The 21,565-nt window shown below is 49.2% G+C and carries 22 protein-coding genes and 2 riboswitches; of the genes, 1 reads left to right on the top strand and 21 read right to left on the bottom strand.

Translation table 11 applies throughout. The features are described 5' to 3' along the window. Positions 1–6: 6 nt before the first annotated feature. From GI364_RS02820 to GI364_RS02755, 14 genes are all read right to left on the bottom strand, one after another. Entirely contained in the window at positions 7–1,326 is a 1,320-nt protein-coding gene (locus GI364_RS02820; RefSeq protein ID WP_198852212.1) for a PDZ domain-containing protein, read from the bottom strand. 124 nt (positions 1,327–1,450) lie between these two features. Beyond that, positions 1,451–2,341 (bottom strand): permease-like cell division protein FtsX, encoded by an 891-nt coding sequence (ftsX, locus tag GI364_RS02815; protein WP_233095985.1) that lies wholly within the window; start codon positions 2,339–2,341, stop codon positions 1,451–1,453. Further along, positions 2,331–3,017, bottom strand: coding sequence for a cell division ATP-binding protein FtsE (ftsE, locus tag GI364_RS02810; RefSeq protein WP_198852211.1), 687 nt, complete (start codon positions 3,015–3,017; stop codon positions 2,331–2,333). Before ftsE ends, ftsX begins: the two co-directional genes overlap by 11 nt. A gap of 157 nt (positions 3,018–3,174) precedes the next feature. Beyond that, entirely contained in the window at positions 3,175–4,098 is a 924-nt protein-coding gene (locus GI364_RS02805) for a type II secretion system F family protein (protein ID WP_198852210.1), read from the bottom strand. Beyond that, positions 4,098–5,024, bottom strand: a complete 927-nt coding sequence (locus tag GI364_RS02800; protein WP_198852209.1) for a type II secretion system F family protein — start codon at positions 5,022–5,024, stop codon at positions 4,098–4,100. The genes GI364_RS02805 and GI364_RS02800 overlap by 1 nt, the downstream gene beginning before the upstream one ends. After that, positions 5,018–6,403: a TadA family conjugal transfer-associated ATPase gene (locus tag GI364_RS02795; protein WP_198852208.1), complete on the bottom strand. Its 1,386-nt coding sequence runs from the start codon at positions 6,401–6,403 to the stop codon at positions 5,018–5,020. The genes GI364_RS02800 and GI364_RS02795 overlap by 7 nt, the downstream gene beginning before the upstream one ends. A 55-nt stretch (positions 6,404–6,458) precedes the next feature. Further along, positions 6,459–7,661, bottom strand: a complete 1,203-nt coding sequence (locus GI364_RS02790; protein ID WP_198852207.1) for a CpaE/TadZ family protein — start codon at positions 7,659–7,661, stop codon at positions 6,459–6,461. A 92-nt stretch (positions 7,662–7,753) separates the two neighbouring features. Further along, complete coding sequence (gene cpaB, locus GI364_RS02785; RefSeq protein ID WP_198852206.1) at positions 7,754–8,506, bottom strand: Flp pilus assembly protein CpaB; 753 nt, start codon at positions 8,504–8,506, stop codon at positions 7,754–7,756. A gap of 277 nt (positions 8,507–8,783) precedes the next feature. Further along, entirely contained in the window at positions 8,784–9,773 is a 990-nt protein-coding gene (locus GI364_RS02780; protein WP_198852205.1) for a pilus assembly protein TadG-related protein, read from the bottom strand. Positions 9,774–9,787: 14 nt separating this feature from the next. Further along, positions 9,788–10,165: a TadE/TadG family type IV pilus assembly protein gene (locus GI364_RS02775; protein ID WP_198852204.1), complete on the bottom strand. Its 378-nt coding sequence runs from the start codon at positions 10,163–10,165 to the stop codon at positions 9,788–9,790. A 72-nt stretch (positions 10,166–10,237) separates the two neighbouring features. Further along, complete coding sequence (locus GI364_RS02770; protein ID WP_198852203.1) at positions 10,238–10,408, bottom strand: Flp family type IVb pilin; 171 nt, start codon at positions 10,406–10,408, stop codon at positions 10,238–10,240. Between the two features lie 66 nt (positions 10,409–10,474). Continuing rightward, a riboswitch (cyclic di-GMP riboswitch) is annotated at positions 10,475–10,567 on the bottom strand. A gap of 169 nt (positions 10,568–10,736) precedes the next feature. Next, positions 10,737–11,408, bottom strand: coding sequence for a LuxR C-terminal-related transcriptional regulator (locus GI364_RS02765; protein WP_198852202.1), 672 nt, complete (start codon positions 11,406–11,408; stop codon positions 10,737–10,739). Positions 11,409–11,485: 77 nt separating this feature from the next. Next, the gene (locus GI364_RS02760) at positions 11,486–12,913 is read right to left on the bottom strand and encodes a hypothetical protein (protein WP_198852201.1); all 1,428 of its coding nucleotides are present in this window, start codon (positions 12,911–12,913) and stop codon (positions 11,486–11,488) included. After that, on the bottom strand, positions 12,906–13,556 hold the full coding sequence (locus GI364_RS02755; RefSeq protein WP_198852200.1) for a sensor histidine kinase: 651 nt from the start codon (positions 13,554–13,556) through the stop codon (positions 12,906–12,908). Before GI364_RS02755 ends, GI364_RS02760 begins: the two co-directional genes overlap by 8 nt. Positions 13,557–13,831: 275 nt before the next feature. Next, a riboswitch (cyclic di-GMP riboswitch) is annotated at positions 13,832–13,919 on the top strand. 83 nt (positions 13,920–14,002) lie between these two features. On the opposite strand from GI364_RS02755, the gene GI364_RS02750 reads away from it, so the two are divergent. Further along, complete coding sequence (locus GI364_RS02750; RefSeq protein ID WP_198852199.1) at positions 14,003–14,155, top strand: hypothetical protein; 153 nt, start codon at positions 14,003–14,005, stop codon at positions 14,153–14,155. Positions 14,156–14,405: 250 nt separating this feature from the next. Here GI364_RS02750 and GI364_RS02745 read toward each other — a convergent pair whose 3' ends face one another. The 7 genes from GI364_RS02745 to GI364_RS02715 all read right to left on the bottom strand — a co-directional run bounded on the left by GI364_RS02745 (position 14,406) and on the right by GI364_RS02715 (position 21,492). Next, positions 14,406–14,732 carry a DUF192 domain-containing protein gene (locus GI364_RS02745; RefSeq protein ID WP_198852198.1) on the bottom strand — a complete coding sequence of 109 codons (327 nt, stop codon included), beginning with the start codon at positions 14,730–14,732 and terminating at the stop codon, positions 14,406–14,408. A gap of 73 nt (positions 14,733–14,805) precedes the next feature. Next, the gene (locus GI364_RS02740; RefSeq protein WP_198852197.1) at positions 14,806–15,840 is read right to left on the bottom strand and encodes an SPFH domain-containing protein; all 1,035 of its coding nucleotides are present in this window, start codon (positions 15,838–15,840) and stop codon (positions 14,806–14,808) included. Beyond that, complete coding sequence (locus GI364_RS02735) at positions 15,840–16,271, bottom strand: NfeD family protein (protein ID WP_198852196.1); 432 nt, start codon at positions 16,269–16,271, stop codon at positions 15,840–15,842. The genes GI364_RS02740 and GI364_RS02735 overlap by 1 nt, the downstream gene beginning before the upstream one ends. Before the next feature lie 52 nt (positions 16,272–16,323). Next, the gene (menC, locus tag GI364_RS02730) at positions 16,324–17,454 is read right to left on the bottom strand and encodes an o-succinylbenzoate synthase (RefSeq protein ID WP_198852195.1); all 1,131 of its coding nucleotides are present in this window, start codon (positions 17,452–17,454) and stop codon (positions 16,324–16,326) included. Positions 17,455–17,880: 426 nt separating this feature from the next. Continuing rightward, positions 17,881–19,623: a glycoside hydrolase family 13 protein gene (locus tag GI364_RS02725; RefSeq protein ID WP_198852194.1), complete on the bottom strand. Its 1,743-nt coding sequence runs from the start codon at positions 19,621–19,623 to the stop codon at positions 17,881–17,883. A 115-nt stretch (positions 19,624–19,738) separates the two neighbouring features. Beyond that, positions 19,739–20,569: a carbohydrate ABC transporter permease gene (locus GI364_RS02720; protein WP_198852193.1), complete on the bottom strand. Its 831-nt coding sequence runs from the start codon at positions 20,567–20,569 to the stop codon at positions 19,739–19,741. After that, positions 20,566–21,492, bottom strand: coding sequence for a carbohydrate ABC transporter permease (locus GI364_RS02715; protein WP_198852192.1), 927 nt, complete (start codon positions 21,490–21,492; stop codon positions 20,566–20,568). The genes GI364_RS02720 and GI364_RS02715 overlap by 4 nt, the downstream gene beginning before the upstream one ends. Positions 21,493–21,565: the final 73 nt, after the last annotated feature.

The raw sequence follows: 21,565 nt of genomic DNA, 5'->3' as shown, positions 1-21,565 counted from the left end.
TCAGTCTCAGTCGGTGAGAGAAACCGAATCGAGTTCGGTAAACCGATCGGCTGAGTGGTTTGGCAGATGCGTCCGCGTCAAGTACAGAGTGTGAAGCCAACCTGTCCGAAGCGGCTCATATGCCGTACCACCTGGTTGATCCGGAAGCAGAACGAGTCCCAGTTTGTTCCTTTCCCCCGAAAAGACCGGTTTTCCCACAATTCGCGGTTCACCCTGGACGTCTAACACGTCCAATTTGGCGTAGGCAGGATTTTGATCGAGTGCAAAGTGAAAATCGTAAACAGAATGGACTGGCACCTGATTGACCTTCTGAATCACTTCACCCCGACGCAACCCCATCGCATCTGCGACAGAACCGCGGGCAGCACCCATGACGCGCACCCCTTCAGAACTCAAAGGATAAAGCGCATCTGATTCATTCTCTATCTGATTTAAATGCCACCATGTGATTTCTTTCAGAACCAATATGATGAAAATACCAATCACTGCGAACAGTGATGCAAAGCGGTAGACCAAATAGGCATCAGCACTCAAGAGGACAGCCATTAACAGAAAATAGCGCTGAGACAGTCGATTCACATGCTTTGGGTGAACTCCGGAAAACAAACCATTGAAACCAAACAGCATTGGCAGGGCCACCAGTGACAGACCCGATTGAGCGGCAGCCAGCGGCCACAGAAACGGAGCGTGTGCTGGAACAGGAACAACTCCCGGTTGAAAGGCAAAGACAGGGAGAATCGCCGAATTCTGCACAATCACTGCTCCAATCACACGGCCGCGTCTGCTGCTGCGCAAAGCCGGTGCACCCTGGGCGTTGCGGCGCAACCACATAAACGCCCATTCGGCAAATGCCAAAACGGCAGCCAACGCGATGTAACTGACAATTGAGGCACCGCGCAGTGTACTTAGCACCCAATTAAATGCCTGTATACCTGTCACTCCTGAGCCAATTCTGGCTAGCAAGGCCAACAGTACAAACACAGAAATCGCATACAGGGCTGAAGCATACCGCAGTCTGATTCCTCCGAGAATAATAACAATGGCCGTCACAAGCCACAGTTCATCGGGGTGCAGTGTAATGCCCACGAGCACATTTACAACCCCGACAACGATACCAAGGACAATCGCCTGCAGCGCCATACTTAGAAGCGGCCGCCAAAAGTCTGTGACACGAAACCCGAAAAACTTTCGCTGGTCCCGGCCGCGTTTATAGGAATCCCAAATCAGCAGCAAGGTTGCAAGATACAGAAGCGGGTTGAGTAAAAACAAACGCGCCGCATCCCACACGGCCTGTCCCAATTGCCACCAGTGGTAGCCTGCAGCCATAGCATCTCATCCCTTCTCTATCTACTACTCTTACAACCTGCTGTTGCTTGGACAACCTGCCTGGTTGGAGTCATAAGATCTCTCGAGCAGTTCCTGCTGGTTTCGACAAAACATGCTGACTTGACTAGACTTTCAGGAATTTCCGAATTGACATAATGCCTCCGTAGAGTCCAATCACAATGCCCAATCCAAACATGATCCAGGCCAAGCGCCCCGCCACCAGTGATACAGGCAACAGTGAAAAGCCGAGCCCAATAAAGGTGCCGCCGCTTCGGATGAACATACTGTGGTAGGCGTACACGATGACAGCATATGGAATCGCACTCCCGATTGCACCAATGAAGAGCGCTTCCACCACAAACGGCCATCTCACAAACCAGTTGGTCGCACCGACTAATTTCATAATCTCGATTTCTCTGCGCCGGTTCATAATTGTAATCTTAATTGTGTTGGAAATGAGAAACATGGCTGTCACGACCAGGGCTGCGACAAACACCAGTCCAATATTCCGAACGGTATCGAGGAAGCGAAACATCCTTCCTAAAATGCCTTTTGCATCTCGAACCTTATCAACATTGGGAAGACTTGATATCTCATTGGCGACCCCGGCAGTTTCCTTGGGATTTGCCGCTTTTACCACTAATTGGACTGGCAGCGGATTGGACTTCAAGCCATTCAAAATGTCTTTGTACTGCCCCATGCGGGTTGAAAGAGATTTGAGGCCTTCCTCTTTGCTGATGTACTGTACCGACTTCACTCCAGGCAATTGCTGGACCTGTTTGGCAACGTCCTGACCCTGTTTATCTGTCACATTGGTTTTCAAAAAAACGGCAACTTCTACCTGGTTCGTAACGTAGTTAGACATTTGCTGCGCGTTAAAACTCATGACCAAGGCCGCCCCGAGGATAAGTAACGTAATCCCGACTGCACTGATGGATGAAAATGACATCCAACCGTTGCGAAGCAGGCCTTTTAATCCTTCTTTGACGTGTCGACCCAAGATACTAATCTTCATACACATACAACCCTTTTTCTTCATCTCTGGCAACGGTTCCTGATTCAATCGCAATGACACGCTTGCGCATTGTGTTCACGATGTCTTTGTTATGAGTCGCCATGACAATGGTCGTCCCTCTATCGTTGATGCGCTGGAGTAGTTTCATAATTCCCCAGGACGTGTCTGGGTCGAGATTTCCTGTGGGTTCGTCAGCAATAATCACTTGCGGCATATTCACCAGTGCACGAGCCACAGCTACTCGCTGCTGCTCGCCCCCGGACAATTGACTAGGAAGTTTATCTGTTTTATCGCCTAATCCAACCCACTCAAGGGCCTCGTGTACTTTTCTGCGAACTGCCTTTCCCGTGCTTCCAATGACCTCAAGGGCAAAGGCGACATTCTCATACACCGTGAGCTTCGGCAGCAGTTTAAAGTCTTGAAACACGACACCTATATTGCGACGCAAATAGGGAACTTTACGGTTGGGCAAGCGCTCAATGTTAAAGCCATTGACAAAGATGTGTCCCTTCGTGGGCCGCTCTTCACGATACATGAGTTTAATAAAAGTAGATTTTCCCGCACCACTCGGACCTACAACGTAGACAAACTCGCCTTTTCCAATTTGGATGGATATTCCCTTTATGGCGGTTGTGCCATTTGGGTAGTCCTTCCATACGTCCTGCATCTCTATCATGATTTCGCTCCTCTTGTGAAGTCGGCTTGTTTTGCCCAAAGTTTCGTTCGCCCCCTCACATTCGACATAAGGGGGCTAAACTCCTGTTGAAAAATGTTGTATTGGAGTGAAAGGAAAGGAAAAAACGGGCCTTGGAGGGCTGTTTTAGAGCCAAGTTTTAGCCGTGTGTGAAAAAAGTGAGGATATTGAGAAATGCTGGACCCAAAATCACGATAAACAATGCGGGAAATACGAACAGAACCAAGGGGAACAGCATTTTAATTGGGGCCTTCATTGCACGTTCCTCTGCATCCAGTTTGCGTTTTCTTCGAACTTCAGCGGATTGCACGCGCAGGACCTGTGCAATGCCGATTCCCAGACGCTCTGCTTGAATGACTGCAGACACGAATGACCCGACTGCATCCACCCCTGTTCTTTCCGCCAGACGCTGCAGTGCTGCCGAACGCTGGCTGCCAAGCTGCATTTCACGAATAACCCTGTCCAGTTCCAGTGCCAAAGGACCAGACGTCTTGGCGGCGACTCTGCCGATTGCCTGGTCAAACCCAAGACCTGCCTCCACACTGACTGTCAACAAATCAAGACTGCTTGGAAACAGACGTAAAATCTCGCGCTTTCTGGTATCCACCTTGCGTGACAGCCACAAGTCGGGGACAAGCCAGCAGAGAAGGGGCAATGCAATTAGCAGTAACAAGCTCATCATCCGGTGGTGCATAAACGAAATCACAAGAATACCTGTTCCGAACCCTGCCAATGCAATGAGCGCCCTGATTCCAATCCATTCCGCAACGGTCATATCAAATGGATTTCCGGCTTGGGTCAGTTTGGTCTGCACGCCGGACAGCTTTTCTTGGGACCTTCCCTTCAAGAGAACAGCAGAAAGCCGTGTTGAAACAGCCATGACTCTAGTCTTTTTGTCTTCGGCTTCACTACTTTTCTTTTTACTCGATTCTGCTTTGGGCAACTCGGTGACATAACGAATGCGTTGATTCATTTTGCGATGGCGACCTGTTAGGCGCAGAAGCAGCAGGTAAACCCAAACAGTGACGGTAGCTGTGAGTAAAACTGTTGTCATTAAATTCATTATAATTCAACCCGTACGATTTTTCTGATAATAAGCAAGCCTACCACTTGACCAAGCGCAGCCAAAATCAAAAGGGCCACGCCTACGGGCGAGTGAAACATACTTTTCATATAACTTGGGTTCACCGCGAACAGTATTGCTCCCACCCCCGCCGGCAGCACCATGAAAATAGATGCCGAGAGTCGACCTTGTGACGTCAGTGCCTTTACTTCTCGTTGAAGTTTTACTCTGTCTCGAATCGTATCAGCGATTTTGTCCAGTACCTCGGCCAGATTTCCGCCAACCTGACGTTGGATTTGAATGGCTGTGACAATCAAATTGAAATCCTCGCTGTCCACTCTCGTGGCAGCACGATGAAGCGCTTCTTCAAGGCCAATCCCAATCTGCACCTCACCCTCGACGCGAACAAACTCTTCCTGCACCGGCCCCTTCATATCCTGTGTCACCATATGAATGGATTGTGCAAAGGAATGACCCGCTCGCAGTGCGTTCGCAACAATCGTCAGCAAGTCGCCCAAGCCGTCGTTAAAGCGATTGACCCGACGTTGCCTGCGCGTACGGAGATAGAACGCAACTGTAAGAAAACCAGCCGGCCAAACGAGAATTCCGGGAACGATGTTCACAAGCAGCGTGACGAGCAGGCTGATGACTGCGGTGATAACACTGAAACGCAGTGCAAACTCTGCCACAGACAATTCAATTTCGGCGCTGTCCAATAATTTTTCAAGGTGACTCAGGACCTGCCACTGCCGAAACATGCGCCGGGGTCTCAATCTGTTCGACTTTTTCGGGTCCTTGGCCTCCGTCGCCAACTGAACTTCAACAACCCGCACACCGACATTTAGTCTGGTCTCAACTGCCAGTCTCAAGAGCGACCAGACAAACAGAAAGACGCTTGCGGCTCCCAGGACGACTATGGTTACCACCCTGCTTCACCCGGTTGAAACCAACTGTAGTTTACTGCAAACCCCTGGTCCTGGAGCCGCTCGAGAAAGCTGGGAACAACCCCGGTGGGAATGTGTTTTCCTTGAACTCTTCCGTCTTCCATTTTGCCGTGCTCCTTAAACGTGAACAAATCCTGCAAGACAATGTTGTCGCCTTCCATTCCCATGACTTCTGAAATCTGAACAATTTTGCGTGACCCGTCGCGAAGCCGGGCCTGCTGCACAACTACATCTACTGCCGACGCAACCTGCTCGCGAATAGCTCGCAGAGGCAGGTCCATCCCCGCCATCAAGACCATGACCTCCAACCGGCGCAGACAGTCTCGGGGCGAATTGGCGTGCACGGTCGTCAAAGAACCGTCGTGCCCAGTATTCATGGCTTGCAGCATGTCCAATGCCTCGCCCCCGCGAACCTCTCCAACAACAATCCGGTCAGGGCGCATGCGCAGACTGTTTTTAACGAGATCGCGAATCAAAATTGCACCCTTGCCCTCTACATTGGGTGGACGAGTTTCCAGTGTAACAACATGACTCTGATGCAATTGCAACTCAGCAGCATCCTCGATGGTGACAACCCGTTCTGTACTCGGTATGAAGGAGGAAACAACGTTCAAAGTCGTCGATTTTCCGCTGCCAGTGCCGCCCGAAACCACAATGTTGAGGCGTGCAGATACGCAAGCTTCAAGAAACTCGGCCATCTGGTCAGTGAGTGTATCGAATCCGATTAAGTCCGCCACCTGGTAGGGGTCCTTTGCAAACTTACGAATCGTGACAGTCGGTCCGCTGACCGCCAGCGGAGGAATGATGGCATTGACGCGGGAACCGTCCGGAAGTCTCGCGTCTACCATGGGTGAAGACTCGTCAATTCTGCGACCGAGGGGGGACACAATCCGTTCAATCACGCGCATGACGTGATCGTCGTTCAAAAATGTGACAGGCGTATGCACCAACTTACCGTGGCGCTCCACATACACTTGCTTCGGTCCGTTCACCATCACCTCAGACACAGATTCGTCCTTGAGTAAAGCATCAATCGGACCGTACCCGTTTGCTTCCGCCGCCAGTTCCCGTATCATTCTGTCACGTTCGTGTTTAGGCAAAGGCGGGTCTTCTGTCTCAATGAGACGCTGAATGACCGTTTCCAACTCATCGTCGGCTTCCTCATCGAACAGTTCCTGAACCAGTTTCTGATGAAGCAGAATTTTCCACCTGGTGAAAATGTCTTCGCTGTCACGGGCTGTGTACTTCTCATCTGCGTTCTTCTTATCCGACGGCGTGAAAACTGCGATGGTTCGCTTCTGAGCCTCCGGATTCTCCTCTGCAGCCGATTTTCTTTGCTCCAGTCGCCTTAACAAAGACACAGTGCCAGCCTCCTTCCGAAATCGACCTCAAAGTGCAACGAGCGTCAGCCGCAACTTAACGTCCCAACAGTCGCTTGAGCGGATTGCGTCGTGACATCCGAACACCACGGTCTTCGTCAACCTTTGCCGTCAATGCATAAATTTGCCTGGACAGACGATGATGCTTGTCCTTGTCGACGAAGGCTTTCCCCTCGTTCATGGCTGTTTCGACAAAGTGAAAATCATTGTCCAGTTCCCAGTACAACGAACCCTGAAGCACCTTGCTGACGTCCTTCACTTTCAGCCCGTTTTTCGCATTCGATCTGTTTAACACATGCCGGACACTCTGCAAGTCATAGCCGAGTTCAGACAACAAGTCCAAGAGAACCCGATTGTTTTTCAAAACAGCCAGGTTCAATGTGCTGACCATGAAGCATTCGTCGGCTGTCTCAAGACTGGCAAAAAACAGTTCGTCCGCAACAGGCGCGGTGTCGACAATGACATAGTCAAATCTTTTACGCAGCGCCTGCAGAATCACCCGGATGTCCTGGACCTGCACATACTCAGCCTCTTCCGGTCTTTTCGGAGCGGCCAGCAAATACAGGTTGGGACTACACAGAGACAGATACCTGTCCAGCACATGCATGTCGATGTCACCGGTTTCTCTTGCCAGGTCAGCAATGGTTCTTGCCGGTTTTGCATTTAAGCATAAACTGCAGTCACCAAACTGAAGGTTAAGGTCGACCAAAGCCACATTTCTTCCCTGTTCAGCAAAAGCTACCGCAGTGTTGACCGCCAGCGTTGTTTTCCCCACGCCGCCTTTTGCGCTCATAAAGGCCAGAATTCGAGATTGTCCTGTCGTCTGTTCACTCAAGGTGGCAACAGTGTCCCTTGTCTTGCGCGCAGCGTTCTGGTCGTACACGTCGCGAATGGAAGACAGCAACACATCAACATCCACCGGTTTGAACAAGTAATCTTTAGCGCCTGCACGCATACAGCGGCGCACATATTCCACATCATCCTGAACAGACACCACAATCACAGAACACCCAGGGCATTCTCTTCCTATTTTTTCTATAGATTCCAACCCGTCCATAACAGGAAGCGTCGCATCCATCAAAATAATATCTGGTGTCATCACAGCCAGCCTCTGAACCGCTTCGTTTGCGTCGTTTGCCTCTGCAATCACCGATATGTCTGAGGCACGCTGCAGCAATAGTCCCAAAGACTGGCGCGACGACTCTTCATCCACAATCATGACCTGAATGGGTTTTCCCATGATTAACGCCCCTTTCCCCAAGCAGGTTGTTTCACAGGGTCCACATGTGCTGGCGACCCTCTGTGTCCCTCACCGTTCAATTGCCTGTGTCTCTAATGAAAATTCGAAGGGTTTACCGCTGTAACCGCACTTTTGCCGGTATCCTTTGGATTTCGCAGACTTAAGTGAATCTGTCCATTGGCAATGGCATAGTCCAGTTCGTTTGCCTGCTGGGGTGTAACAGCCAGTGTCAAGGTGTCCACTTGATTTGCTTGCGATTGACTCGCATTTTGCCCTGCTTTTTTGGCCGATCCCGATGACGCCGTCGCCACACTCCCGCCCGTGACTGGACCTGTATCCGCGTACAGCACAACGATGTCCTGCAGCAGAGTTTTCACCTGCGACTGCCCGGTCTTGTTTTTATAGCTGACCAGCACATCAACGTGATCGCCGGGGGAGACCAAATGGTCTACGCCAACTACCGCTGTATCTGGTACCGTGAAGGCCCGCTTACCCTGGGGAATTTGCAGCGGAAAAGACTGGCTGCTGGTTTTGGATGTCACCATTCCCGCCAGGACCTGCTGACCCGGTACCCACGTTGTTGCCGCATACATCCCCACAACGTTCGACAATTGCCGCAACGCACCGGGACCGACTGCCGATGCTGCGACACCCTTGAGCGTCACGTCATTTGCGTTTATCACCTGATGTGCAGGTACTGTTTGAACCACTGTTACCACTTGTATCTGTTTTTCTCCTGTATTGGCATGCTTCCATGCCTTCATTTCCTTAGCAATCACCAGAGCTGTGAGGATGGCCAGCACCAGCGAAATCAGAAACAAAAAAAGATAAGACCGTCGAGCCACCCTGTCACCTCCACACCGAAAGCCCTAAATCCAAGCAAATGCTCTCAATCCACGCACATGCTTTCAATCCATGCACATGCTCTCAATCCACACAAATGCTCTCAATCCACACAAATGCTCTCAATCCACACAAATGCTCTCAATCCACGCGAATGCTCTCAATCCACGCACATGCTTTCAATCCACGCACATGCTTTCAATCCACGCACATGCTTTCAATCCAACGGAAAGTCCTCAGTCCGCTTTGCTTTTTACACTTGATAAGCCATTCACTGCGTTATCCGGCTGACGGCTCTAACTTCACCGCATAGGTGCCGTAGTTTGTTCCCTGCCCCAAGGTACCGGGACGGACCATTTGAATAAATCGCCCTACGATCTCCTGGTGTCCGCCTTTACCCTGCAGTCCCTCCAGGAAGAAGGCGGCAAATCCCAGAATAGTCACCTGTTTTTTCCCGTTCTGCGGCAGCGCATTGATGACAGGAAGGTACATTACACGCGAGCAATCTGACGTTGCCGTCGCAAAAGAGTTGCAGGCACTGTCATCACAGGATTCATGCAGCCTGTACTCAATTGCTTGTTCAACAGGACCCTTCATCACACCCGTCTCGGTCGACACAGTTTCACCCACATGCATAGGAAAGTCGTATCCGTGTTCCAAGTCGCACTCGACACCTTTCGCACCATTTCCCGAGAAATCGAGAAAACCATAGTTCCCTGCCGACCCGCCGCCGGCACCGGATGTCAGAATGACGGTTTGTCCATAGACGAGTGTTTGCTTCGTCACAGCAATCGGCACCATGCCAACACCAGATACCAGCGTTCCAACCGCCGCCTTCGAGTTCACCTGATAACTGGCAGTGTTCTTTCCCAGAACCCGCGCGAACCACAGGGGACTCGTTGCCTTGCCTGCTACAGAGACCGTATTTGTCTGGATATCAGCTGTAGCCTGATACGTAACCTTCTGGTCATTGAGAAGCCCGTAGTGAACGGCCGTTTGAGCAGCAGTCTTAGCCCCTTGCAACAGCTGCTGCGCACCTGCCAGAGCTGCTGCATCCGCTCCGGACTGGGCTTTCCGGTACTGCACATCTAACATGCCGGCATCGACCACGAGCGCGCCGAAGCCGCATAGTGCAACAAAGGATAAGGCGGTCAGAACCAGTACATTCCCGCTCTCTTCACGATGCCAGCGATACAGCGCACACAGCACCAGCCGTTTGAAGAGAGCTGACAGCCAGCCACAACTGTGATGCATTTGGCTGCGTTTCATCAGTTCACCACCAATCACTCATCTCGCATTGTCGCGGTTGCCGTGACCGCGTAGTGACTGCCCAGAACCATACTCATAATCGGATCGAAGATATTGACCGTATGTGAAACGGTAACGGAAACCGGCTGTCCGGACGTCGGCGCAGTCGGGTCCATCGTCCAGGAGACGGCACCCAGCATACCGGCATCTCTTTGCACGGCCTGTCCGACCGCAGCATTCGAACCGCCGATACTGGCGTACCGAACTGCATCCCGCGCTGTCTGAGACACGACCAAATAGGCCGACAGCACTCGTCCGAAATCAACAATTCCCATTAACAGCAGCAAGAGAACCGGCAGCACCAGGGCAAACTCAATCAGAGATTGACCTTCTTCGCGGGAGTATCGCCTCATGCCGGAACCCTCCTGAGCAGAATAAAAACCGTCCATTGCAACAGAAACCTCTGCTGCAACGGACGGTAAACATTAAAGATGGTTAGAAATATTATTGAAAAGATTGCCGATGTTCCCTCCGATAGCCGTCAACGCAACAATAACTACTAATGCAATCAGTGCAATAATCAAGCCGTACTCTACTAAACTCTGTCCTTCTTCTTTTCCGCGAAAACGATTTGAAAGATTCCGAATAAACCGCATCGCTCACACCTCCCCGTGGATGACTTCTCCACCGGGTCGCAGAACCGAGTGCGTTTTACCACCCAGATCAGCAACCTGGCAATCGTAGTCGTCACATCAGACGACCGTAGACCCATGGCTTTGCGCCCTCCAATTTCTTGAAGTTTGCCTTTATTGATCTTGTTGTCTTTTGGCCTAAGCCTATAATACGTCAAGAAAATTGATAGATTCTACGGCATTTTGTCATCGTACATATCAGACTTTTGTCCCGAATCCGCGAATTTACGTCAGATTTCGCAGAATGGACAAAGACTTCTGGAGAACTGTTTCCCGTTGCAAGGCCCATGGTTCACCGCAACTCAGCATTTCCAGTGCGAATCGCCCAGAGTACTGCTTGAGTCCTGTCACCAACACCCAATTTCTGGAACAACATAGACCACATATTTCTCACTGTCTTTTCGTGTACGTGAAGCACGTCACTTATTTGTTGATTGCTTAGGCCGTCGGCTGACAGTTGCAAGAGCATCCGCTCTCTCTCGGTCAGGTCTACACTGACATCGGACTCTTGAATAGGATAGCGAGATTTTCTGAGTTCCGTCAGAACAATGGGTGTAATGTCAGGCTGTAAAAATGAGTGTCCGCTGGCTATCGTCTTCATCGCCTGCAGCAAGACACTTTTACTGGCCGATTCGTAAATAAACCCGTCCGCACCCGAACGCAATGCGCGCAAAATGAGAGAATCATCTGACTGTGAAGGCAACAGATAGAGACACCGCAGCCCCAACCACTGCCTTTTCATCACGAGCAAAGGGGATTCAACGTTACTTTCTTCCAAACCGATGTCTGTGACCACAATATCCGTCACCACATGGTCCACTACATTATTGATATTTCCAAGACGCTTGCTGCGGCCTTCATAGACCCCCGCAAACTCATATCCTTTTTGCGACGAAAACACTGCTTCTATAGCAATACTGATTAACTCCCGCGATATGTACGTATAGACATTGACAGGTTGCACAATACATCTCTCCTGGACTCTCTTCCCTTTACCGCGTCCCAAACGACATTTGTGACATGCACTGGATTCGACGCAGCCTACGCACTGAAAAGATTGGTAAAGACCCTTATGATATCACTCGGTACATTGCGTTTGTACTTGTCTAGGATGTCATTACGTGCTTGTTCATGAGTCATTTTTCGGAACTCAACAGATTCTACATATTGCAGCGATATGTTTAGTGACGCAGCCATGTACGCCTCTTTACTGTCCAATCTGATATTCATCGTCCTGCAGCCTTTGATAACCTCTATGTATCGGCTCATCTCTGGATAGGTCTCCAGTGAGCGCAATGTCAGCGTTGCCAGTTCTTTATGTCTGCTCGAATCGACTAGAATTTGCACCGCTTCAGATTCTACGGCAGTCAATGCCGTCAGGCCCAAATAGCTTAAGCGTGCCGCTCCTTCCAGCAGACGCAGTTCAACTGCTTCCCCAACACCTCTGCACCGGCTGTATATCCTGGTACTGAGAGATGCCGCCTGTTGAAGGGGTCTCCATAAGCCAGGAAACACAGCATTAAACCCGTCCAGCAAGTTCAGTTCATCCAAAAAGCCCTTCCATTGATTCAAATCAACCCTATCAGCATTTATCCGTACATTCATATTATTCAAGCGGCTGCCTAAATCCTGCACTTGAAGCCATTCAACCCAACGTGACTCTTGGCCAAAATACAGTTCTGCTCGTTCCGTACACTTACGGTACAGCGTGGTGGCACCTGAGACCCAAGCGAACATGGCCAACAGTTCCAACGTATGAGCCAACTCTACCTTTTGAGTGACGGCTGTCAGGTGCCAAATGACCGGGTAGAGTTCATCTATACAGGCCAGAGCATCTTCAATTCTGTCTTGCAACAGGTATATCTTGGCCAAGTCCCGCCACGTTTCTGGACTCGGGCGTATTTCCAGAGCCAAGTTGTAATAGTCAATCGCTTGCGCATGTCGACCGAGCATTTGTGCGGCGTACCCAGCATAGTGATACATCATTGCAAAATGGCGATGATAGTCATCGATGGAATCAACTGCACTGAAGAGTTGAGCAGATGTGTCTATTCGCCCCAAAATTTCATCGTACAGCTCGGCATGGGACAGAACGTGGAGCAGAGCCACGTGAAAGGTGGCTTGACGCAAAGGCTCTCCCTCATATGGGAGTTTCTCCGTATCGCGCGCCATGCTTAATGCAGTATCCACATGTCCCGAGCGAATAAGGACATAAAGCAAATTTGTACGTGCCTTCATTGCAAGAGAAGAGAGCGGAACGTCACTTTCCAGTTGGACCGCGCGTTCAAAGTACTCCCGCGAGACGTCTTCTCCTCGTATCACATCATACACGGCCCCTAGAGCATTCCTATAGGCTGCCTCTTCACTGCTGTCCTGAATCTGCTGCAATCCTCGCTCCCACACGTCGCGAGCAGCATAGTAATTTTGGCCATAGTAGTGTTCTAAACCCATTTTCAACAAATCAGTCATTGTATCTCGGAACCTCACAAACAACAGTTGTCCCATGCCCCACTGTAGAATGAACCCTTACAATCCCTCCGACAAGAGCCATACGTTCCTCCATACCTTGCAACCCAAATGAGATTAAGGAATTGCTCGTCTGCTGAAAGCCCTTGCCGTCGTCTCGTATACTCATGAGGTAACCCTCATCAGAAGTATCCAGCACAATCGTCACGCTGCTGGCTTCAGCATGCTTGAATGTGTTGTTTAACGCTTCCTGACACACGCGGAACAGAGCAACTTCAGTCGAATGTGCCAACTGAGGGGATTCCCAGGCCACAGCAACGTCGATTTTTAGTCCAGTACTTTGCGAAAAACGCTGAGAATATCGCTGCACCGCCTCTGTAATGCCGTTCTCCAAGAACGTCGGCCGCAGGTCAAATATCAAACGCCGAACGTCATTAATAGCCGCCCTCAGAAAGCTCTGCAACCTGTCAAGCTCTGCTTTTGCATCGGTCTGTCGCTCACTCTCAAGCAGGCGCTTCACAACCTTGAGCCTCATTGTGACATTTGTCAGACTTTGGGCCGGTCCATCATGAATATCCCTTGCGAGGCGCTTTCGTTCCTCTTCCAATAAATCAACAATTCGTGCTGTGTCTGGTTTTTGGTGCATCCCTTAATCTCCCTCAACTCTCAAGCGCAATGGTCTATCTATGTTGTTTACAACTCACCGGTCAATAATATTCCACATAGATTCCTGTTTCTATCTCTAGAATAGATTCTTGTTTCTGCCTCTGACTTTACAATGCCTTTTTCGACATCTCCTGAACGTCTTCGCAACAAAATTCAACAAACTACGGCATGATCCCTGCAATACCAACTCTATTTGACATCTATTTCCGGTCATGTATATAATAGAAACAGCACCACATAATAGAATTGCAAAAACGTCGTGACGGGCAAACTTCGGGAAATCGGAGGGCGCAAAACCATGGGTCTAAAGCCGCTTGTCGGTCAGGACTGCCAGGTTGCCAGTTATCAGAATTTTGTTGAAATCAATGTGTTTGCTGTTTGCGGAAACAGACTGCAATATCTTATTTCACACTGAGGTGATAACTGATGAAACGTATTTTGTTGATAGGCTTTCTTGCCGCGTTTGTGTTTGCCGCTGGTGCCTCGATGGCATCTCACTTCTCTAGTTATACACACGCCAGTTCGACCGCAATTACCTCTGTGTCGTCTACTATCCCGGAACCAGGAACAGACCCCTAAGATTTAGCCTTATATTCAAGTCCTTGATTCCCATTAAGTTTGTGACGTTGCCGTTCGTGACAGTTCGTATAGTCGTATCCCTATAGAGATAAGACAAAATTTGTGCCTGTCCTTCACGATAAGAGGCCATGTTGCAGTGACAATTGGAGTCATTGCAACATGGCCTGCCGTCTGTATTCGAGCATCCTTTCCAAAACAGACTTCGGTTTGCAAGGAAAGGTTCATTAAAGCGGTTCGTTCAAGCGGTTCGTTAAAAAGGCTGGTCAGCAGTTGAAACAACTAACTGGTTTCCTTTCTTAATATTGAAAGAACGCACAGTGCCGCTTTTACATTCTAAAACCTGCACGGCATTTTTGACTATGGGAGCGATCCGCCATGGTTTGATAGATTCAATCACTCTTACCACGACGCCTTCGCTATCCATGAACACCAAATCGATGGGGATTCTCATAAAAAAGCAGTGAATCGCATTGGTCCCCGGGAAGAGCATTCCCTCGCCCGCACCAAGTTCAGACTTCAACATTAGCCCGCGAAATTTTAACCAATGCGAATTCGCGACCTGCACACTGTCAAGCAAGACCCTGCCTGCACTATCAGCTACAACAACCGACACGTTGCTTTTAAATGCCATTATTTAAACCGGTCTGTCATTACTTATCAGACCCTCGTTTTGAATCGTCTTGCGATTTGTTTTGCGATTTGTTCTCAAACTCGATATCAATGTTCTCTGTTCTCGGCCCTGACACACCCTGACCTGTCCCTCCTGCCTGCAGTCCAGTCTTCAGTGCGCCGAGCGCCCCCAAAACACCAACTGCTTCAGTCGGCACAAACAAAGTTGTCGCCTCTCCTTTGGCAATTTCCTGCAATGCCTCAAAGGATTGATACGTTAGGACTTGCGCATCAAGCTTTCCTGCTCTCAGCATTTCAATCCGATTCTGTTCGGCCTCCGCGATGGAGCGAATCGCCTGAGCGCGCCCTTGAGCCTCCAGTTTTTGCGCCTCCTGCAATCCTTCTGCTTCACGAATGCGTGCTTCCTTTTGACCCTCTGCCTTCAAGATAGCGCTCTGCTTTTGACCTTCGGCTTCCAGAATCGCTGATTGACGCAGTCCTTCTGCCTGCAGAATGCTCGCGCGCTTGTCGCGTTCGGCCTTCATCTGCCGTTCCATGGCATTTTGGACGTCCGTTGGCGGCTTGATGTCGACAACCTCAACTCGGTCAATCCTCACGCCCCAGTTCTCAGTGACCTCGTCCAGTGAAGTACGCAAGGCCATGCTGATTTTGTCTCGTCCAGCCAGAGTCTCATCCAACTCCATATGACCACTGACCTGACGAATGTTGGCGGAAGTGATGTTTTGAATTGCTTGCACTACATCTGCAATGTTATAGGTAGACGTCTTCGCATCGACAATTGTGTAGAAAAAGACCGTGTCGATTTGGATCTGCACGTTGTCTTTGGTAATGACCATCTGCGGCGGCACAACAACCTGCTGCGTGCGCAAGTCGACCACTCGGACAATTCTATCGACGAACGGAATAATGATGTTTACGCCGGGATTTAATGTGGCATGGTACTTACCAAGGCGCTCAACAATTGCCACCCGCTGCTGAGGGATAATTCTAACACCTCGTAAAATGACCAGAATCACCAAAACAATCAGAACAATAACTACAATTGTACCAATCATCAGTTCATCTTCCTCTCCATGACTCTAACCTGCAACACCGTTGATGTCGCTCTCACAACTTGAATTCTTTGCCCGGTTTCCAAATCTGTGTCACAATGTGCGCTCCAGACTTCACCGTTCACCTTGACCGTTGCCAAGTCCCCGACCTTTGCTCCGGTAACGACCACACCAGTCTGATTTGCCATTTCTTCAACCGGATTTTTATAAAGTTTCTGTGATTTCATTCGTCGTGCGATCGGGCGAGTCACAACGTACAGCACCACGCTAAAGATGGCAAACAAAAGCAGCTGACCCCAAATGTTTGTTATAACGCCTGTTAGCAACGTAGTAATAAATGCAGCTACTGCAATCCACAGTAATACAAATGTAAAAGTAGAAACTTCAATGATGCCAATAACAACTGCTACAATCAGCCACACCCACCAAGGCATTGGCATTCCCCCATTCACAAGCTGCGTTTACATTACAAATCTCTCACACTTTTCAAATATTCGCCAGTGGAAATTCCTTTGTAGACTTACACAATTGCTCAATATAGCGCATGTCCAGGCGGTTTGCTGTTCCGAAAAGTTCAGGAACAGGCAGTGTACCCGGAGTCGAAAAGGATACCGGCGGATTAATGATGTCTCTCTCAAAATAACGGGAACTTGGCGCCGTGTCACCAGGAAGCGTGAAACCAGACAGTGAAGTCAAAGCAACGTTGTGGAGCCTGCCAATACCAGTCTCCAACATGCCTCCACACCACAGATCCATTTTATTTGCAAGGCAAAACTCATGAATATCCAGCGATTCAGCAAATCCACCGACTCGGCCTGGTTTTAGATTTACCACACCACAAGCGCCGATACTGGCTGCTTTGCGGACATCTTCGAGAGATTGAATACTCTCATCCAAACAGACAGGAGTTGAAATCAGTTTTTGAAGGTGAGCGTGATGGATAATATCATCATATGCCAGCGGTTGCTCTATCATCATGAGATGGTATTCGTCCAATTCACTTAAGTGACGAGCATCGCCTAGGGTATAGGCGCTGTTGGCGTCCACCATCAGAGGCAAGTCGGGAAAGGACTCGCGGATTGCAGCAACAGGAATAATGTCCCACCCTGGCTTCACCTTCAGTTTTACACGCTGAAACCCTTCAGCAACATAACCGCGAACTTTGTCCAGTAAAGTTGGTATGTCCGGCTGAATACCGATGCTGATGCCTGCGGGAATCTCCCTTCGCTGTCCTCCTAACAGTTCACTCAGCGAAGTGTGTGTTTCCGCTGCAAACAAATCCCAAATAGCCATTTCAATCGCGGCTTTGGCCATGTTATGACCACGAAAGGGCTTCAGGGTATTCCTAATGTTCATGAGGTCAGAGCGAAGATTGAAGTGTTGCTGCAGGAGGGCGGGAATAAAGAAGTTTTCCAACATCGACCAAGCCGTCATGTATGTTTCAGCCGTGTACAGGGGTGCGGTTCCAGCGACACATTCCGCGAAACCACGACTTCCCCCGTCCGATACAGCCTCAATGATAATGACATCCTTGTTATACTCAGTCCCATATGACGTATGAAACGGTTCTTTCAAAGGCATTTCCAAGTACCTCAAGATAACGCGTACAAGCTTCAAGTAAGTCCCTCCCGCATCTCCACCGGCGCAAAATCATGCTCCCCGTATAATTACAGTATACCCCACGAGAAGTGCCAGTGTAGCGAAAGGGCAATAGATTGTGGAAGCTTATTCCCAGTCGTCAACTTGCCGAAAGAAGGTATAGATTCCTGCCGCGACAAACGCCGCCATCATGAGATAGGGCCATAGGACATGAAATAGTGAATTGACGGTCATAATTGACAACTCCTTGCGTATATTCTGTTCACAAGAAAGTATGCCAAAGTGGCCATGCCGAATGCAGTCGAACGCTGGACACGAAAAAAAAAGAAGAGCTGATCCCGGCAGCATTGCATCACAAGGGACCCGCTCTTCGATGGTTTCGTTCCAGCCATTATGCTGCAAACAGCAGTCTCTGCAACGGTACGGACGATAATCCGCTGATTGTTATTCGGAAATCTGATACACCCTGCATTCGTAAGGACGTAACGTGAATTGCTGTACGGACGCTGAAGTATCTGCATCATAATTCGATATGATTAGACTTCGTCCACTTACTTCTAGTTGCTTCGGTAAAGTAAAAACTGGTCGATTTCCGTAAAAATTGCACACAACTACCCAGATTTTACTGCCCAATGTACGCGTGTACGCGTAGATTTCTTTGTGGTCCGCCAAAATTAAGTCGTATTTACCATACACCATGATTGGATTATCTTTACGCAGGCGAATCAGACGCTTGTAGTAGTTTAGAATCGAATTCTCGTCCTGCTGGTCTTTAACAACATTAATGGATGTGTAGTTGGGATTCATTTTTATCCAAGGTTGACCCTTGGTAAATCCCGCATTTTCACTGTCGTCCCAGTGCATGGGTGTGCGGGCATTGTCACGGCCTTTAACATGTATGGCCTGCATTAAAACGTCAGGATGCGTGTCGCCGTTCTCCACCCTGTCGCGCCAGGCGTTGTGAATCTCCACATCACGGTAGTCACTCAGACTCGGGAATGCGACATTGGTCATGCCAATTTCCTCGCCTTGGTAAACGTACGGGGTTCCTTGCTGCATATGCAGGAATGTAGCCAGCATCTTGGCCGATTCGACCCTGTACTGCTTATCATCACCAAAACGAGACACAGACCTGGGCTGATCATGGTTATTCAAATAGAGACTGTTCCACCCGGTACCGTACAAGCCGTCTTGCCAGCGGGTCATCACTTCTTTCAGTTCACCGAGATCCCATGGCTTTACCTTCCATTTATCTCCGTCTTCGCTGTCTAAGCCGACGTGCTCGAATTGAAACACCATGTTCAGCTCACCGCGGTCTTCACCCGTGTACAGTTTAGCTTGCTCAAGCGTAACACCGCCAGTTTCCCCCACGGTCATGATGTCGTAATTCGACAGCACTGTACTGTTCATTTCTTTCAAGTACTCGTGAACCCGAGGACCGTCTTGAAAAAACTGACCGCCCCAAGCATAGCTTTTGTGGTCCGGATTGGGAGCATCAGGCAGACCGTCTACTTTTGAAATCATATTGATTACATCCATACGGAATCCGTCGATGCCCTTGTCCAGCCACCACTTCATCATATCGTAAACCTCGTTGCGAACCGCTGGATTGTCCCAATTCAAATCGGGCTGTTTTTTACTGAACAAATGCAGATAGTACTCGCCCGTCACTTCATCGTATTGCCACGTGGAACCACTAAAGAAGGACTCCCAGTTATTCGGCTCCTTGCCATCTTTTCCAGGTCGCCAAATATAGTAATCGCGATACGGATTATCTCTGGACGATCTCGATTCAACAAACCAACGGTGCTCATCAGAAGTATGGTTCGCTACCAAATCCATGACCAACTTCATACCCCTGGCATGAACTGCATTCAGCAACTCATCAAAATCTTCCATCGTTCCAAACTCATCCATAATTTCACGGTAGTTGCTGATATCATATCCGTTATCATCATTTGGTGATTGGTAGATTGGACTCAACCAAATCACATCGATGCCCAAGTCTTTCAAATAGTCCAGACGGGATAAGATCCCCTTCAAGTCTCCAATTCCATCGCCGTTGCTGTCCATAAAACTTCGCGGGTAGATTTGATACACGACCGCTTCTTTCCACCATGCAGCGCTTACCACAGCAGCATTTACTGCAGGATTGTCTTGCCGTGTAAAATGCTGTCCAACTGACATAAAATCATCACCAATTCCTGTTGAAGAGTGAATGCAGTTTCTAACTTCAAAATCTCCTATGAGACCAAAACTTCACTGTCAATAGCGCCTCTCTCTAGGGCCTTCTTTCCGAAACCTATCCTTTAACTGAACCAGCCATCAAGCCTGAGACAATCCATTTCCTAAACAAAATCACCAAAATAATAATCGGTACGACCGATACGACCGATCCCGCAAAAATTGTACCATAGGGCACATTGTACTGCCCGCTGAACAATGCAATTCCAACCGGAATCGTCCGCATGTTATCCGATGGATTGAACACCAGGGCCATAAAGAACTCGGTCCAAGCGGCAACAAAAGTGAAAACCGCAGCCGTAAACATTCCAGGTGTCGTGACAGGCAGGAAAATACGGTAGTAGGTCTGAAAAGCGTTGGCTCCATCCACCTTTGCTGCTTCATAGAGGGCTCCAGGTACCTGCAAAAAGTAGTTGCGCAAAATCCAGATTGCGAAGGGCAGATTAAAAGCGGTATACGGAATAATCAGCGCTTGGTACGAATCCAGCCAATGCAAATCCCGCAACATGACATACAGCGGCGACACAATAGCAATCGGCGGAAACATGGAAATAACCAGCAAGAGAATCAACGTAGGCGTTTTCCCTTTCACAGGCAATCTGGCGATAACGAACCCTGCCATGCTGGCAAACACCAGAACCAGAAAGGTTGTAACGATTGCAACCACAACACTGTTGCGAATGTAATGCGCAAAGTGGAACTGACCAAATGCCTGAGTATAGTGCTCAAATGTCCAGTGATGAGGAAACAGGGTCGGCGGATAAGCACTAATACTCTGAATTGGTTTAAACGATGTTACAAACATCCAATAGAATGGGAGCAAAATCATAAGGAGAAAGAAAATTAACACAACGTAACCAATAACTTTTTGTGTGCGGCTTCGAATCATGCGGGATCACTCTCCACCAAAGATCTAAAGGCCGACAGGAAAATCAATGAAAGGAACAGAACAATCACAACAGTGCTGACGGCGATGGCTGAACCAACACCAAAGCGGAAGTGACTGAACAACTCCTGCTCACCTAGAATAGCCAGTGACTGTGTTGCTGTTCCGGGTCCGCCTCCGGTAAGTACAAACGGTAAATCAAAGACACCAAACGCCTGCAGAATCCGGAAGAGCCCAGCCAGTGCTACACTGCCCCGGAGCAATGGGAAGGTAATTTTCCAAAAGATTTGCCAGCGGTTCGCGCCGTCAATGTGTGCAGCTTCGTAGTACTCCTCCGGAATCATCTGTAATCCACCCAGCAAAATGATGACAACAAAGGGTGTCGTCTTCCAAATATCAGCAATCATCATAGCAATGACTGCACTGGTCGAGGTCCCCATCCATGTAACGGGAGCACCGATGAGGTGTAACGATTGAAGAATGTAGTTCAGTACTCCATAGACACCGTTGTAGATGTAAGCCCACATCTGTGCTGAAATGACGGTAATCAGTGCCCATGGAATCAGCATGACAACCAGCGACAAATTCTTTAGTTTTTGCACGCCGTTGATGGCAAGCGCAATAAACATACCTAAAACCAGTTCAACGACCACAGTGACTACTGCGTAATAGGTCGTAAACCAAACACTGTGCCAAAAGACACCACTGTGGACCAGCAGACTATAGTTTGCCAAACCCGCAGAATGTGCAGCAAAGCCGTGCGGTGTCAGTTCGATATGGTTCAGACTCATGTAAACAGAATAAATGATTGGAAAGAGCGTGACCGCTGCAATTACAAGACCCGCAGGCATGAACATGAGATATCCGGACCGGCGGTCTGTGCGCTTTAAATCACTTGGTCTTGGTTGAGCAATAGGTTGACCCATTTCTTTTTCCACCTCCAGACAAGTGAAACGGAGGCAACGTAACGCTGCCTCCGCTCAATCTTGAGAACAGCTT

The sequence above is a fragment of the Alicyclobacillus sp. SO9 genome (assembly GCF_016406125.1).
Lineage (GTDB): Bacteria > Bacillota > Bacilli > Alicyclobacillales > Alicyclobacillaceae > SO9.
This window is presented reverse-complemented; position numbering and strand designations above follow the sequence as displayed.

What these genes read in the sequence shown, in the direction of transcription:
- GI364_RS02820 (WP_198852212.1), bottom strand. Translation starts at nt 1,326, where the DNA reads ATGGCTGCAGGCTACCACTGGTGGCAATTGGGACAGGCCGTGTGGGAT.
- GI364_RS02720 (WP_198852193.1), bottom strand. Translation starts at nt 20,569, where the DNA reads ATGATTCGAAGCCGCACACAAAAAGTTATTGGTTACGTTGTGTTAATT.
- GI364_RS02775 (WP_198852204.1), bottom strand. Translation starts at nt 10,165, where the DNA reads ATGAGGCGATACTCCCGCGAAGAAGGTCAATCTCTGATTGAGTTTGCC.
- GI364_RS02760 (WP_198852201.1), bottom strand. Translation starts at nt 12,913, where the DNA reads ATGACTGATTTGTTGAAAATGGGTTTAGAACACTACTATGGCCAAAAT.
- GI364_RS02805 (WP_198852210.1), bottom strand. Translation starts at nt 4,098, where the DNA reads ATGAATTTAATGACAACAGTTTTACTCACAGCTACCGTCACTGTTTGG.
- GI364_RS02770 (WP_198852203.1), bottom strand. Translation starts at nt 10,408, where the DNA reads ATGCGGTTTATTCGGAATCTTTCAAATCGTTTTCGCGGAAAAGAAGAA.
- GI364_RS02790 (WP_198852207.1), bottom strand. Translation starts at nt 7,661, where the DNA reads ATGGGAAAACCCATTCAGGTCATGATTGTGGATGAAGAGTCGTCGCGC.
- ftsE (WP_198852211.1), bottom strand. Translation starts at nt 3,017, where the DNA reads ATGATAGAGATGCAGGACGTATGGAAGGACTACCCAAATGGCACAACC.
- GI364_RS02755 (WP_198852200.1), bottom strand. Translation starts at nt 13,556, where the DNA reads ATGCACCAAAAACCAGACACAGCACGAATTGTTGATTTATTGGAAGAG.
- GI364_RS02780 (WP_198852205.1), bottom strand. Translation starts at nt 9,773, where the DNA reads ATGAAACGCAGCCAAATGCATCACAGTTGTGGCTGGCTGTCAGCTCTC.
- GI364_RS02725 (WP_198852194.1), bottom strand. Translation starts at nt 19,623, where the DNA reads ATGTCAGTTGGACAGCATTTTACACGGCAAGACAATCCTGCAGTAAAT.
- GI364_RS02740 (WP_198852197.1), bottom strand. Translation starts at nt 15,840, where the DNA reads ATGATTGGTACAATTGTAGTTATTGTTCTGATTGTTTTGGTGATTCTG.
- GI364_RS02715 (WP_198852192.1), bottom strand. Translation starts at nt 21,492, where the DNA reads ATGGGTCAACCTATTGCTCAACCAAGACCAAGTGATTTAAAGCGCACA.
- ftsX (WP_233095985.1), bottom strand. Translation starts at nt 2,341, where the DNA reads ATGAAGATTAGTATCTTGGGTCGACACGTCAAAGAAGGATTAAAAGGC.
- GI364_RS02750 (WP_198852199.1), top strand. Translation starts at nt 14,003, where the DNA reads ATGAAACGTATTTTGTTGATAGGCTTTCTTGCCGCGTTTGTGTTTGCC.
- GI364_RS02735 (WP_198852196.1), bottom strand. Translation starts at nt 16,271, where the DNA reads ATGCCTTGGTGGGTGTGGCTGATTGTAGCAGTTGTTATTGGCATCATT.